General features: G+C 61.0%; 15 protein-coding genes. 4 read left to right on the top strand and 11 right to left on the bottom strand.

Going from position 1 to position 12,927, the window contains the following annotated elements:
- The 5 genes from QM672_RS21990 to mnmA all read right to left on the bottom strand — a co-directional run.
- Positions 1-103 (bottom strand): hypothetical protein (locus QM672_RS21990; protein ID WP_415085126.1); only part of this gene is annotated, 103 nt, incomplete at its 3' end.
- A 95-nt stretch (positions 104-198) separates the two neighbouring features.
- On the bottom strand, positions 199-666 hold the full coding sequence (locus QM672_RS21985; protein WP_415085122.1) for a GNAT family N-acetyltransferase: 468 nt from the start codon (positions 664-666) through the stop codon (positions 199-201).
- The gene (locus QM672_RS21980) at positions 663-1,700 is read right to left on the bottom strand and encodes a peptidoglycan -binding protein (RefSeq protein WP_068297785.1); all 1,038 of its coding nucleotides are present in this window, start codon (positions 1,698-1,700) and stop codon (positions 663-665) included. Before QM672_RS21980 ends, QM672_RS21985 begins: the two co-directional genes overlap by 4 nt.
- A gap of 16 nt (positions 1,701-1,716) precedes the next feature.
- Positions 1,717-2,706, bottom strand: coding sequence for a flagellar motor protein MotA (locus tag QM672_RS21975; protein ID WP_311932885.1), 990 nt, complete (start codon positions 2,704-2,706; stop codon positions 1,717-1,719).
- A 120-nt stretch (positions 2,707-2,826) separates the two neighbouring features.
- Positions 2,827-3,996, bottom strand: coding sequence for a tRNA 2-thiouridine(34) synthase MnmA (mnmA, locus tag QM672_RS21970; RefSeq protein ID WP_415085119.1), 1,170 nt, complete (start codon positions 3,994-3,996; stop codon positions 2,827-2,829).
- 305 nt (positions 3,997-4,301) lie between these two features.
- Here mnmA and QM672_RS21965 point away from each other — a divergent pair, with 305 nt between their 5' ends.
- Together QM672_RS21965 and QM672_RS21960 are read left to right on the top strand one after the other, a co-directional pair.
- A complete protein-coding gene (locus tag QM672_RS21965; RefSeq protein WP_311932881.1) occupies positions 4,302-5,066 on the top strand; it encodes a porin family protein in 765 nt (254 codons plus the stop codon).
- A 129-nt stretch (positions 5,067-5,195) separates the two neighbouring features.
- On the top strand, positions 5,196-5,711 hold the full coding sequence (locus QM672_RS21960) for a prolyl-tRNA synthetase associated domain-containing protein (protein ID WP_311932878.1): 516 nt from the start codon (positions 5,196-5,198) through the stop codon (positions 5,709-5,711).
- Between the two features lie 263 nt (positions 5,712-5,974).
- Here the strand turns inward: QM672_RS21960 and QM672_RS21955 are convergent, their stop codons facing one another.
- The 6 genes from QM672_RS21955 to QM672_RS21930 form a co-directional block, all read right to left on the bottom strand.
- Positions 5,975-6,568, bottom strand: coding sequence for a hypothetical protein (locus QM672_RS21955; protein ID WP_311932876.1), 594 nt, complete (start codon positions 6,566-6,568; stop codon positions 5,975-5,977).
- Positions 6,569-6,677: 109 nt separating this feature from the next.
- Positions 6,678-7,049: a hypothetical protein gene (locus QM672_RS21950; RefSeq protein ID WP_415085116.1), complete on the bottom strand. Its 372-nt coding sequence runs from the start codon at positions 7,047-7,049 to the stop codon at positions 6,678-6,680.
- 99 nt (positions 7,050-7,148) lie between these two features.
- A complete protein-coding gene (locus QM672_RS21945; protein WP_311932874.1) occupies positions 7,149-7,685 on the bottom strand; it encodes a hypothetical protein in 537 nt (178 codons plus the stop codon).
- 222 nt (positions 7,686-7,907) lie between these two features.
- Positions 7,908-8,498, bottom strand: coding sequence for a hypothetical protein (locus QM672_RS21940; protein WP_415085114.1), 591 nt, complete (start codon positions 8,496-8,498; stop codon positions 7,908-7,910).
- Between the two features lie 367 nt (positions 8,499-8,865).
- The gene (locus tag QM672_RS21935) at positions 8,866-9,381 is read right to left on the bottom strand and encodes a hypothetical protein (protein ID WP_311932872.1); all 516 of its coding nucleotides are present in this window, start codon (positions 9,379-9,381) and stop codon (positions 8,866-8,868) included.
- A 279-nt stretch (positions 9,382-9,660) separates the two neighbouring features.
- Positions 9,661-10,551, bottom strand: coding sequence for a LuxR C-terminal-related transcriptional regulator (locus QM672_RS21930; protein ID WP_415085112.1), 891 nt, complete (start codon positions 10,549-10,551; stop codon positions 9,661-9,663).
- A 683-nt stretch (positions 10,552-11,234) separates the two neighbouring features.
- Between QM672_RS21930 and QM672_RS21925 the strand changes: the two genes are divergently transcribed.
- Positions 11,235-12,131, top strand: a complete 897-nt coding sequence (locus QM672_RS21925) for a tetratricopeptide repeat protein (protein WP_415085110.1) — start codon at positions 11,235-11,237, stop codon at positions 12,129-12,131.
- Positions 12,132-12,258: 127 nt separating this feature from the next.
- Positions 12,259-12,918: an LON peptidase substrate-binding domain-containing protein gene (locus tag QM672_RS21920; protein ID WP_311932870.1), complete on the top strand. Its 660-nt coding sequence runs from the start codon at positions 12,259-12,261 to the stop codon at positions 12,916-12,918.
- Positions 12,919-12,927 lie beyond the last annotated feature (9 nt).

Raw genomic sequence — 12,927 nt, 5'->3', positions numbered from 1 at the left:
AGGCGAGGCCGGCCGCCATGCCGACCTTCATCGCCAGTTCCGGCGTAATGACACTGTTGGCCCGACCGCGAATGCCATCGGTGCCGAAATATTTGCGACTCATGCGACAACCCCAAGATTTTCCGGCACGATTATGCCCGAAATCATGCGGAAATTTGCTTCAAAAAATGTTTTCAACCGTAACAGCCCGCTGCCTTTTCAGCGCCGCCATTCATAGTCGAAGGTCGGCAGGCCGGAGGCGGGGTTGACGCCGCTGCCGATGCGCTCGAAGTCCTCGCGCTCATAGAAGCGGATCGCCCTGTCGTTGAAGGCATTGACGGTGAGGCGCAGGACGGAGCGAGCCTGCTGCTTGGCAAACAGCATCAGCAGGTGAGCGGTGCCGCTGCCCCGTTCGCTGGATGGCAAAGCGATCTGTTCCAGTTCCAGCACGTCGCCTGCCTTCTGGATCAGCACCAGCATGCCGATGATCGGGCTCGCCCCGGCGTCCTCGCGTGACGCCACGAAGATCTCAGCCTGAGATCCCTGCCAATGGGCCCACATTCCAGGCCAGCGCGCCTGGTAGTCGAAGGCGGGATAGGTTTCCTGCCAGGCTGTGCACCACAGCGAGCATAGAGCGGGTTGATCGGCTGCGCCGGCCCGGCGCAGCGTGACGGCGGTCATGCTCATCGCTCGGTCAGCTTCAGCTCGATGCGGCGGTTCTTCTTGCGCGCCTCGTCGGTACCGGCGGTATCGATCGGCTGGAATTCGGCAAAACCGGCTGCGACGAGGCGCTGTGCCGGGATCCCCTTCGACATCAGATATTGCACAACGGAGATGGCGCGGCTGGATGACAATTCCCAGTTGCTCGGAAATTGCGGCGAGTTGATCGGCCGGTCGTCGGTGTGGCCGTCGACGCGCAGCACCCAGGGAATATCGGTGGGAATCTTGTCCTGCAGGTCGAGGAGGGCGGCTGCGAGCTTGTCCATCTCGGCCTTGCCCTCGGGCTGCAGCGTGGCCTGCCCCGCCTGGAAGAACACCTCCGACTGGAAGACGAAACGGTCACCGACGATGCGGACATCCGGACGGTTGCCGAGCACTTCGCGCAGGCGCCCGAAGAAGTCGGAACGGAAGCGGGAGAGTTCCTGCACGCGCTGGGCGAGCGCCGCATTCAGGCGCGAGCCGAGATCGGCAATCTTGGTCTGGCTCTCGCGGTCCTTGGATTCGGAGGCGTCGAGGGCCTGTTCCAGCGCGGCGATCTGGCGGCGCAGGGCCGAGATTTGCTGATTGAGCAGTTCGACCTGCGCCATCGCCTGGTCGGAAATGCGCTTCTGGCTGTCGAGCTCACCCTGGATTTGCGCGACCTGTCCGCCCTGGGCGCTGGCGGCTGCGGCATCCTTCTGGGCGTCGTCGAGCAGGCCCTGCAAGCGCGTCTTGTCGGCATTGGCCTTGTCGAGGCCGCTGGTGAGTACCGACAGCTGTTCCTGGGCGTTGCGGCCATTGGTGCGTTCCAGCGCAAGCAGCTGCGACAATTCCGCGATCTGGGCATTGAGCCGGTTGAGCGCCTCGTCCTTGCCGGTGACTTCCTGGGACAGGAAGAACTGGCCGAGCACGAAGATCGACAGAATCATGATGATGGACAGGAGCAGGGTCGACAGGGCGTCGACGAAGCCCGGCCAGTAATTGATGCCCTCGCCGCGACGGCGGCTGCGCCCAAGCGGCATTACTCTGACTCCGGCATCAGTTCTTCTCGCGCTCTTGCGTCAGGCGCTCGAGCACGCTCTTGATGTCGCGCTGCTGTTCGGCCTGGCTTTCGACCCAGTCGCGGATCATCTGCTGCTCGGAGCGCATATGCTGCACCAGGCCCTGGATGCCCTCGGCGAGCTGGGCCATGGCGGCGGTGGCATTGCGGCCGGAACCGGCCTCGCGCGAGCCGTCGGCCATGCGCTCGATCGCCGATTTGATGGCTGCCATCTCGCCGTCCGAGCCGCCGCGGGCCAGGCCTTCGGCCTCGATGTCCGTCACGGTGGCGGCGAGCCAGTCCTCGAGCTCGGTATAGAAGCGGTTCTGGGCCTGCCCGGCCTGCAGGTCGAGGAAGCCGAGGATCAGCGAGCCGGCAAGGCCGAACAGCGAGGACGAGAATGACACGCCCATGCCCTTGAGCGGGGCGGCGAGGCCGCTTTTCAGGCTTTCGAACACGGTGCTGGCGTCGCCGCCGCCCACCGACATGGAATTGATGACGTTGCCGACCGAACCCACGGTCTCGATCAGGCCCCAGAACGTGCCGAGCAGGCCGAGGAAGACCAGGAGACCCGTGAGATAGCGCGAGACCTCGCGCTGCTCGTCGAGGCGCATGCCGATCGATTCGAGGATGGAGCGCAGGGTGGAGAGCGAGATCGAGCGCCGGCCGACCTTGTCGCCCAGCAATGTCGCCATCGGTGCCAGCATCACCGGCTGGTCCCGAAGCTCCAGGCCGGGATCGCGCAGGCGATAGGCATTGACCCAGCGCACTTCCGGCAACAGGCGGATCACCTGGCGGAAGCCGAAGACGATGCCGAGCAGCAGCGTGAAGATGATCAGGCCGTTGAGGCCGGGATTGGCCATGAAGGCGATATACAGCTGGCGATAGAGCACGGCGGTGACGCAGGCTGCCAGCACCAGAAAGATCAGCATGCGGATGAAGAAGATCCGGGGGGAAGACAGCTTGTAGGGATCAAGGTCTCTGGCCATCGCACCACGCCGTTTCAACAATCCACACGCGAACCCTCGACAGGAGGGCTCTCCTTTTCGGCCAGAGCTTAACGCAATGCAAGGACCGAAAGCACGCGCTCAATGGCGCGCCGGGCCGGATCAGGCTGCAGCGGTCTGGCCGCCATAGGCGAAGACGGTCTGCGGCCGTGCGCCCCGAATGAAGCCGCCACCGAGCACGCGGGCCTGGCCATCGGCGTGGTCGTAGAACACGGCGGCCTGTCCGGGTGAAACACCGTCCTCGGCTTCGGCAAGCTCGATCGTCGGGCCTTCCGGACCGAAATGCAGCAAGGCCGGCTTGGGCGCGCGGGTGGAGCGCACGCGCACCGCGATCTCCAGGCCTTCGGAAGGCAGGTCTTCAAGCGCGCCGTCGCCGATCCAGTTCACATCGCGCAGGGCGACATGGCGCGTCGCTAGTGCTTCGCGCGGGCCGACGATCACCCGTGCCGCCTCGGCATCGAGACGGATGACGTGCAGCGGTTCGCCGGTGGCGATGCCAAGGCCCTTGCGCTGGCCGATGGTGTAGTGGATGACGCCCTGGTGCTGGCCGAGCACGCGGCCGTCCAGATGCACGATTTCGCCGGGAACGGCGGCACCGGGCTTGAGCTTCTCGATCACCTGGGCGTAGCGGCCCGACGGCACGAAGCAGATGTCCTGGCTGTCGGGCTTGGCCGCTACCGACAGGCCGAAACGCTCGGCGGCCTGGCGGGTTTCCGGCTTGGTCATCTCGCCGAGCGGGAAGCGCAGGATGTCGAGCTGCTCCTTGGTGGTGGCGAACATGAAATAGCTCTGGTCGCGCTCGGCGTCGCGCGGGCGGAACAGGCCGCGCCCTCCGGGCACCGCACGGCTGGCAACATAATGGCCAGTCGCCAGCACGTCGGCGCCGAGGTCACGTGCCGTGCCGAGCAGATCGCGGAACTTGACGCGCTGGTTGCATTCGACACAGGGGATCGGCGTCTCGCCGGCAACATAGGAATCAGCGAAACGGTCGATCACCGCCTCCTTGAAGCGGCTTTCATAGTCGAGCACGTAATGGGGAATGCCGATGCGGTCGGCGACCTCGCGCGCATCGTGAATGTCCTGGCCGGCGCAGCAGGCGCCCTTGCGATGGACCGCGGCGCCATGGTCATAGAGCTGAAGCGTCACCCCGATCACGTCATAGCCCTGCTCCTTGAGAAGAGCGGCACAAACGGAAGAGTCGACGCCGCCCGACATGGCAACAACGACACGGGTGTCCTGCGGCCGGCGCGGCAGGTCGAGCGAGTTCAACATGGCATCCTTCCGTCCATCAGAGGGTCAAGGTCTCTGCGACGGCGCTCCTTTACGCGATTTTGGCCGCGAGGGGAACGCCGATGTTCGAACGAAAGCCGCCGGGTGCGGCGCTGCCGATGTTTGTTCCTATCTTACTCTACGTAATTATTTTGTGCTATTTGAGGCGTTAACTATAATTGTTAAGTATATCTATTATGGATTGCTCAATAAAAAAGCCGGTGTTGCATTTATGTCATAGGATTTCATGTAAAGGCGGTGCTATCAGGCGTTCGAGCGTAACAAGTGCCAAGTGCTGGGGTATTAAAATGCAAATTCTTAGGAATGCTCTGCTTGCGGGCGTCGTCATTCTCGCGCCGGCAGCGGCATTCGCCGCCGACCTGGCGCCGCCGCCCGTCGAGCCGGTCGCACCGGAAATCGTGCCATCCTTCACCTGGACAGGCTTCTATGCCGGTCTGAGTGCGGGCTATGGCCGCGGCAATCTCGACACGGATCTGAAGGCGGTGCCGACTGCGGCGGCACCGACGCTTGAGAGGGCTCTCGGTTTCGGGCTGAACGGCGGGGCCGCAAAGGTCAAGGGTAGCGCCAACGGCGTCGTCGCCGGCGGCCAGATCGGCTACAATTATCAGATCGATCCCAATTGGGTAATTGGCGCCGAGGCCGACCTGCAATATGCCGGCCTGGACACCAAGAAGACCTTCATCGGTGCTCAGAACATTCCGGTCACGGTGAAGAATGAGCTCAACTGGTTCGGCACGGCCCGCGTGCGCGCCGGCTATGCCTTCGACAATGTCCTGATCTATGGCACGGGCGGTCTTGCCTATGGCCAGGTGAAGACCAAGGTCAGCACCGGCGGCACCAATCTGTCCGGATCGGAGACCAAGTTCGGCTGGGCTCTCGGTGCGGGCGCCGAATATGCTCTGACCCAGAACTGGACCGTGCGGGCCGAATATCTCTATGTCGATCTCGGCAAGGCCGAGACGATCAAGGCCAACAGCGAGATCGCCCAGATCACCGCCAAGACCGACGTTTCCGTGCACACGGTGCGTGCCGGCGTGAACTACAAGTTCTGATCGGTCGCGACAGCATTTATCCTGTCTTCGAGGGCCCCGTATGGCGGGGCCCTTTTACTTTGGCCGGTCAGCCTTGCGCCAGCCGGCCCGTCGTTCTAGTCAGGGGGCCTTTCCAGGAGACCCCGAACCATGCCGGCCACGCCTGACGACCTGTTCGCCTTCTTCGCCAAGCTCGGCATCGCAGTGACGACCGTCGAGCATCCGCCCCTGTTCACGGTGGAGGATTCGAAGGCGCTGCGGGGGCAGATCGCCGGCGGTCACACCAAGAATCTCTTCCTGAAGGATCGCAAGGGCCGGCTGTTCCTGGTGGTGCTGGAGGAGGATGCCAGCGTCGACCTCAAGCGCATCCACGAGATCATCGGTGCTCAGGGCAAGGTGTCCTTCGGTTCGGCCGAGCTGCTGACGCAGGTCTGGGGGGTGTTGCCGGGCGCGGTCACGCCCTTCGGCGCCATCAACGATACCGAAGCGCAGGTGACCGTGGTGCTCGATCAGGCGTTGCTCGAGAATGACAAGCTCAACCATCATCCGCTGGTCAATACGCAGACCACCACGATCGCCCGCGAAGACCTCATTGCCTTCCTGCGCGCGACCGGACACGAGCCCAGGATCCTTGCCGTCTCGCAGCCTCAGCAGGCGGACGCCTGAGGCCGAGCGCGCTTCCATCGATGCGCACCTCGCTCTGATTCCAGGTCTCGAAGATGCTGGGTCTCGAAGATGCTGGCGCATCCGAGGCTCGAACACCTGGCGACATCAGGCGTCCTGTCGAGGATTCGGCGAAAATTATCAGAAGGCACCAAGAATCAAAGGTACCCAGAGCCACTGAACATGGCTCTGGGCACAAGCCCCGACATCCCGTGCCGGCGCATGGTGTGGAAAGCCCGTCGGGTTGCCGACGGGCATGATCCCGTTCAGTCGAGACAGCCGCGGAAGATGTCGTATCTCATACATTTGCGGCGAGGCGCGTAGGCGGTTTGGGTCGCGGTAGTCCCGCGGGCATAGCGCTGGGCCGGTTGCTGCACGCCGGCTACGCCAGCCGATGGTGCCGCCCTGGGGCCGACCTGGCAACGAATGCCTTCCGTTGCCAGGGCACCGGCAACATCGGCATCATAGCACAGCATCTGGGTAGCGGCCCTGCGATAGCCCATGGCCTGAAGGGTGCGGGCGTAGAGGCGGATATTGCAGCCCTGGTCGAGCTTGGTGGTGCCGAAGCTGAAGCCGAAGCCGGCGCCCGAGCCGCCGACGCTGACACTGCCGAGGCAGGCTTCGATGCCGGCCGCCGCGAGGCCCGGGGCAAACGCCGCGGGAGCCTGGCGTCGATCGCGATTGTTCAGCGTGGCGCCGCCGACATTGCCGGTGATGTTGCCATTGCCGTTGCCATTGCCGGATCCGTCGCCGGAATTATTGCCGTTGTTAGTTCCGTTCTGGGCCTGTGCCAGCGAGGCAGCGGTAAGGAAGATGACGATGGTGAAGAAATAGACAATACCCTTCGCAAGCGATTTCATATGCGTTCCCCCAAACACAAACACGCCCACAAACTTTTGGAAAGTCTATGAGGTGTACAGGAGGCTACGCTACAAATGTGATTTTCGCAATGAATACAATATTTTATCGCTAAGGAATCTGACGGGGAGTAATGCCGCAGCGTTGAAGTTCTTTCATGAGACGCTTGTAGTCCCAGCTATACGTTGCCTCGTTGTGGTTTTCGTTATTGTCACTTGTGAAGCAGTTTCCGTTTCCGTTACCAGAATTGAAATTGCCGTTATTGTTTCCTTGATTGAAATTTCCATTAAAGTTGCCGGTATTGCCGTTGCCGTTGTTGTTTCCTCGCCCAACGCTGTATTGAACAAGGATAACATCATCTCTCCGCAGTATCCGGATTTGAGATGCCCCGTGCTGCGGGCCTGGGACATGGCAGCGGGAAAGCGCCGGAACCTGGGGGGTAGGGGGAGTCTGCCAACAGCCGATATCGAGGTCTGCGATCATGGTTGCATTCCTGTGATCAGGGACGGCGTGGTTCAGTATAAACCATAAAGGCCGGACCGACCCAGCAGTCGATCCGGCCGAAGCTGCCTCGGCAGCCTCCTATGGGTTGCCGTTTCCGTTGCCGTTGAACGAACCGACGTTTCCGTTGCCGTTGAACATGCCACCATTGTTGTTGCCGTTCAGCGCGCCGATATTGTTGTTGCCGCTGGTGGAACTGGAGTTGCCGCGGCCGTTATAGGCGCCGATATTGCCGGTGCCGCCATTGCCGTAGCCAATATTGCCGTTGGCGTCCGGCGCGCCGTTGCCGTTGGCGTTGCCGTTCAAGGTGCCGGTATTGGCATTGCCGTTGTAGTTGCCGTTGCCGAGCCCGTAATTGCCGTTGCCATTGCCGTTGCCGTTGGCGAGGCCGCTATTGGCGTTGCCGTTCCTATTGCCGCTGAAGCCGCCCCAGTTGCCGTTGCCGTTGCCGTTGCCGTTGCCGATGCCGGAATTCATGTTGCCGTTGCCGTTGCCATTGCCGACGCCGACATTGCCGTTGCCATTGCCGTTGCCGTTACCGAAGCCGGCATAGGCCGTGGAGATCGAGGTGCATGCGAGGGCGGCGTAGAGGGCCGCATGGAACACGGTGATTCTCATGGTTCTACCTTTCCTGGACTGGGTTCGGGAAAGGCATTGCCTTCCCATTGTGGTCGTCGGATTTCCGGAAAAACTGGGAGCGCGTGGACATGCGATCGACCCCGTCCCGCGGCGATGGGCGCCGGGGGACTAAAGATGGGGCTTTGCCGGGATCACGTGCCTCGGGCGATCGTCCGGCGTGCCTTCAGGCCGAGGAAGGCGCGCCGTCTCACGTCCTTCGGCTTACCGCGAGGTGCAACCCAGGTTCTGGATATTGCAGCTTGAGGGCAGGGCCTGATTTCTGGGCGACGCGCTGGTTGCAGTGACCTTCACGCCGGCGGGCGGATCCAGGTCATTGGGATCACCCATGCCGTAATTGCCGTTGCCGTTCATGTTGCCGTTGCCGACGCCGGTGTTGAAATTGCCGTTGTAATTGCCGTTCAACGTGCCGGTATTGAAGTTACCATTCAGGTTGCCGTTGCCGATACCGGTGTTGCCGTTGCCGTTATAGTTGCCATTGTCGGTTCCGGTGTTGCCGTTGCCGTTCATGTTGCCGTTGCCGATACCGGTGTTGCCGTTGCCGTTCATATTGCCGTTGCCGGTCCCGGTATTGCCGTTGCCGTTCATGTTGCCGTTGCCGGTTCCGGTGTTGTTGTTGCCGTTGCCGTTGCCGTTGTTGGTACCGGAATTGCCGTTGCCGTTGCCGTTACCATTGCCGGTTCCGCTGTTGCCATTGCCATTGCCGTTGCCATTGCCGAATCCCGCATAGGCGCTGAGGACCGGGGTGCAGACCAGTGCCGCACTCAGCAGCAGCCGCGTGAGGAGGGTGCGCATGATACTGTCCTTTCTTGCGACTCGAAAAACAGCCTGGCCCCGGAGGCCGGGAGGCGTGTTCAATGATCGGGCGGTGCGGTCTGTCGCTGCCGCGGCCCGTCCATGATGCAATCTGACTGGACCTGCACGGAGCGTTCGAAGCGGTTCGTCCGTCGGATCGAGCCGCCTGATGCCGGGCCGGAAAGGCCTGGATGCGGGATCCTCTTCCGTCGGCCGTCCGCAGGACGCTACGCCGGAGCAGGGAGGGAGGAGGAGTGCCGCATCCAGATTTCAGAGCTCGAGCAGCGAACGCTGAACGCCAGGGGAGGCGGGAGCTGACCAGTGGCTGGGAGGAAAGCCGGGCCAGCTCCCTGAGAGCAAGCAAAGCTTACTGGTTGGCGTTGCCGTTGCCGTTGCCGCTGAAGGCGCCCCAGTTGTGGTTGCCGTTCACGTTGCCGTTGCCGATGCCGTAGTTGGCATTGCCGTTCACGTTGCCGTTGCCGAAGCCGAAGTTGTGGTTGCCGTTGGCATTGCCGTTGCCGAGGCCGACGTTGCCGTTGCCGTTGGCATTGCCGTTTCCGATGCCGGCGTTGCCGTTGCCGTTGCCGTTTCCGTTGACGGCGCCGGCATTCCCGTTGCCGTTCAGGTTGCCGTTGAGGGCGCCCCAGTTGCCGTTGCCGTTGCCGTTGCCGTTGAAGGCGCCGGTATTGGCGTTGCCGTTGCCGTTGCCGTTGCCGAAGCCGACATTGCCGTTGCCGTTGCCATTGCCACTGCCGACGCTGAAGGCCATCGCGGCGCTGGAAACGCTCAGGATCAGGGCGGATGCGATGAGAAGCGATTTCATAATGGTCTCTCCACTCAGTCTGTCTTGTGAGGTGCTTAAGGCTGTAATCAGCAGAAGCATTTGCTTTAAGCCCGCGGTGATTACAGTTTTAAGCTTATTGATTTTTCAGTGTAGAGAAACTTGTCTATTGGAATTAGTACAAAGGGGTATTAAATCAAGGGCGATATACTAAAAATTGATTTGGGCATGCCAAATATTGCCGCGCAGCGACGCAAATGCGCGCCATGCAGCTCAAAAGCCCCGGATTGTTCGAGAGGAAATTTTCAAGGCGTGGAACGGCTGGATCAGAGTTCCCCAACACACCCAGCTCGGTCCATCGGACGTCTTTTGTGGCCGTCGTCAGTAGGCGATGGCAGGAACGGCCATTTGGCTGTCTTCGCAATCGGGCCCGATCATCATGGTGGTGCCGGGTGCGCGCATCTGGCTGCCGCACATCAGGGCGACTTCGGTCCGGTTGCGCAGATGGAATTTGCGCATGATGTTGCGGATATGAACTTTTGCGGTGCTCTCGGAAATGTTGAGGGCATGCGCGATGATCTTGTTCTGCTTGCCCTTCTGGAGCAGGCTGAGGACGTCCATCTCGCGGTCGGTCAGGCTGAGATGGATGTCGGAACGCAATTGACGTTCGGGCCGCGGTTTGGGCGCGCTCGAGGACGGTTCCGTAAACAGGGGAGGCGCGCTCGCATAGGAAATAGGCTGAGAAGCTGCTTCCTCACGTGGTGGCAGCGACAGGCCCTGCCGGATCGCACTCACCATGGCATTGAAGCCCATCGAAGCTGTGATCCAGCTATGAACGCCGGCCTCGTCCATCAATCGTCCGATTGCAGGATCGCTGTTGTCGGTAACCACCAGCAGGGGCAGCTTGCCGATACGGTTTTGCAATTGCTGAATGACGAAGGCGATGAAGAGCGGGTCCGTGCTGCGCTGTACCAGGCTCAGTATGGCGAGCGAGGCTTGTGTGCCGCCTTCTCCGGGAGCGCCCATGATGCGGACATCGATATCGTCGGCCGCCTCCTTGAGGGCATGGGAAAAGATCTCGCCCAGCAGGGGACGGCTCTCGATCAGCAAGACGACTTTGCGGTCCACAACAGGCAACGCGCCTGGCTCCGTTTGTCTATGATCATGGCAATCCAGCATGTCATTGCAGGTGACGTGGTGACTCATGATTTGGCCTCTTGAAAGTTCTGGCGTTACTTCCTCTACAAGTCTTCTTGTGGGTTGGGCCTTCACCCTAATACGTCGTTAGGGTGTTAGCCATTACACTTGTGTGGCTGTTCTGCGTTGCCAACCTGCACGGTCGGTTGTCGCACGCAGCCACCTTCATCGGCCGCCACGAAATTCTTTGCCGTGGGGCTCGAAAAGTAAAACGATTCACGAATAATAGGATGCCAGAATATTGATTATCGCGATGTGCCATTTATCTCACAGAAACGACTATTCGCGAAAGTCTTTTGGGATTAATCCGAAAGGGACCTTCCCCATCGTCAACACCAAAAGGTATCATATTGAGGCAAAAGGCGATTTTCAGCCTTCCCGGTTCGTGTATGCAGGTTATATTAAGGGTGGCGTGAATTCGCCGTGATTTGAGTGAAGTTTCCGAATACGATTAAAAAACTTTAATCTTCAAAAATATCCCGGTAGTCGTCCGTGTATAGGCAACAATCTTTTCTTTCTATACGCGGCAGCCTGTGGCGCTCTTCAATATGTTGCGGGGCCGTTTTGCTGGTGGTTGACTACCGCCGTTACCCCTTTTGGGGGTTATTGGCGAAAAATAGGTACCAAGTTTCATTTGTTCCATTCTCGCAACAAGCAAGATGAAATTTATTGTTTCGTACGGCAATGGCATCTGACGGTTGCCTTCGAGGCGTTTTGCCCCCATCTAACCGCGGACGAAGCTTTCCAAGCGGGTAGGAATGATGAGCAACGACGCTGCCGGAACCAACGGTCTGATCAAGGATACCACCACCCAGACCTTCATGGCCGACGTGATTCAGGAATCGATGAAGCAGCCGGTGCTGGTCGATTTCTGGGCCGAATGGTGTGGCCCTTGCAAGCAATTGGGGCTGATCCTGGAGAAGGCCGTGCTTGCAGCCAAGGGCAAGGTCAAGCTGGTGAAGATGGATATCGACAAGCATCCGCAGATCGCCGGGCAATTGGGGGTTCAATCGATTCCCGCCGTCTTCGCCTTCTCCAAGGGTCAGCCTGTCGACGGCTTCATGGGGGCCATTCCCGAAAGCCAGATCAAGGAATTCATCACCAGGATCGCCGGTCCCGGCGGCGATCCGGACACGGAGGCCTTGCTGGCCGAGGCCGAAGCCTTGCTCAACGAAGGCGATGGAGCGGCAGCGGCTCAGCTCTTCGCGCAGATTTTCGAGCAGGACGCCGAGAACCTGAAGGCGATCGCCGGCCTTGCGCGCTGTGCGCTTGCCGCCGGAGAGCTCGATCAGGCCAAGGCCACGCTTTCGCTTACGCCAAAGGGCAAGGAGAATGATCCCCTCATCGCCAGCGCCCGGGCCGCACTGGAACTGGCCGAACAGGCCAGCGATGTCGGTGATCTGCAAGGGCTGGCGCGCCAGGTCGAGGCTGATCCAAAGGATTACCAGGCCAAGTTCGACTACGCCCTGGCTCTCGCCGCTGCCAATAGGCGCGAGGAGGCGGTCGACCAGCTGCTCGACATCGCCCGGCGCGACCGCAAATGGAACGAGGACGGCGCGCGCAAGCAGCTCGTGCAGTTCTTCGAGGCCTGGGGCCCGATGGACGAAAACACCATCTATGGTCGCCGCCGGCTGTCGTCGATCCTGTTCTCATAAATAGTGACGCGGCCCGCCAGCAGGCCGTAAGATGCCGCCCGGAGGTCGCGGTCGCGACCTTGAGAAACTGTCATGCCCCGTCCTTGGGCCATGACAGCCTCCAGGCCCGTTTGAGGAATGGCAGCCGATGCATCCCTTGTTCAAGACGGAGGCCGATCTGCCTCCTGTCGTTCCGGTCTTTCCCCTGGCCGGCGCCCTGCTGTTGCCGCGTGGCCAACTGCCGCTGAACATCTTCGAGCCGCGTTACCTGGCCATGATCGACGACGTGCTGAAGGGACCGCGCCTGATCGGCATGATTCAGCCCGAGGACGAGGAAAACGAGACGATGCCGCGCCTGTTCCAGGTCGGCTGCGTCGGGCGTCTCACCCAATTCGCCGAGACAGGCGATGGGCGCTACCTCATCCAGCTCACCGGTATCTCGCGTTTCAAGGTCCTGTCGGAGGAAACCGTCACGACGGCCTACCGCCAATGCCGTATCACGGCCGAACCCTTCGCCATCGATTTCACCCCGCGTGCCGGTGAAGAGGAGGTCGACCGCAAGAGCCTGATCGATACGCTGCGCGCCTATCTTGCCGTCAATCGCTTCCAGGTTGACTGGAACGACATTCACGAGGCCTCCAACGAGGCGCTAGTCAATGCGCTGTCGATGATGAGTCCGTTCGGGCGGCGCGAGAAACAGGCGCTGCTCGAGGCCTCCTGCCTGCGGGAGCGCGCCGAGATCCTGGTCGCCATCACGCAGATCGAACTTGCCAAGAGCGGCGACGGCTCCGATACGCCGTTGCAGTGAGGATGAGTG

It is taken from the genome of Labrys sp. (in: a-proteobacteria), assembly GCF_047605565.1.
In the GTDB taxonomy this organism is placed as follows: domain Bacteria; phylum Pseudomonadota; class Alphaproteobacteria; order Rhizobiales; family Labraceae; genus Labrys; species Labrys neptuniae.
This window is presented reverse-complemented; position numbering and strand designations above follow the sequence as displayed.

Bases quoted from the DNA above. Each gene is read 5' to 3' on its own strand.
- QM672_RS21920 (WP_311932870.1), top strand. From the start codon at position 12,259: ATGCATCCCTTGTTCAAGACGGAGGCCGATCTGCCTCCTGTCGTTCCG.
- QM672_RS21985 (WP_415085122.1), bottom strand. From the start codon at position 666: ATGAGCATGACCGCCGTCACGCTGCGCCGGGCCGGCGCAGCCGATCAA.
- QM672_RS21925 (WP_415085110.1), top strand. From the start codon at position 11,235: ATGATGAGCAACGACGCTGCCGGAACCAACGGTCTGATCAAGGATACC.
- mnmA (WP_415085119.1), bottom strand. From the start codon at position 3,996: ATGTTGAACTCGCTCGACCTGCCGCGCCGGCCGCAGGACACCCGTGTC.
- QM672_RS21955 (WP_311932876.1), bottom strand. From the start codon at position 6,568: ATGAAATCGCTTGCGAAGGGTATTGTCTATTTCTTCACCATCGTCATC.
- QM672_RS21975 (WP_311932885.1), bottom strand. From the start codon at position 2,706: ATGGCCAGAGACCTTGATCCCTACAAGCTGTCTTCCCCCCGGATCTTC.
- QM672_RS21980 (WP_068297785.1), bottom strand. From the start codon at position 1,700: ATGCCGCTTGGGCGCAGCCGCCGTCGCGGCGAGGGCATCAATTACTGG.
- QM672_RS21940 (WP_415085114.1), bottom strand. From the start codon at position 8,498: ATGCGCACCCTCCTCACGCGGCTGCTGCTGAGTGCGGCACTGGTCTGC.
- QM672_RS21965 (WP_311932881.1), top strand. From the start codon at position 4,302: ATGCAAATTCTTAGGAATGCTCTGCTTGCGGGCGTCGTCATTCTCGCG.
- QM672_RS21960 (WP_311932878.1), top strand. From the start codon at position 5,196: ATGCCGGCCACGCCTGACGACCTGTTCGCCTTCTTCGCCAAGCTCGGC.
- QM672_RS21945 (WP_311932874.1), bottom strand. From the start codon at position 7,685: ATGAGAATCACCGTGTTCCATGCGGCCCTCTACGCCGCCCTCGCATGC.
- QM672_RS21935 (WP_311932872.1), bottom strand. From the start codon at position 9,381: ATGCTTCTGCTGATTACAGCCTTAAGCACCTCACAAGACAGACTGAGT.
- QM672_RS21950 (WP_415085116.1), bottom strand. From the start codon at position 7,049: ATGATCGCAGACCTCGATATCGGCTGTTGGCAGACTCCCCCTACCCCC.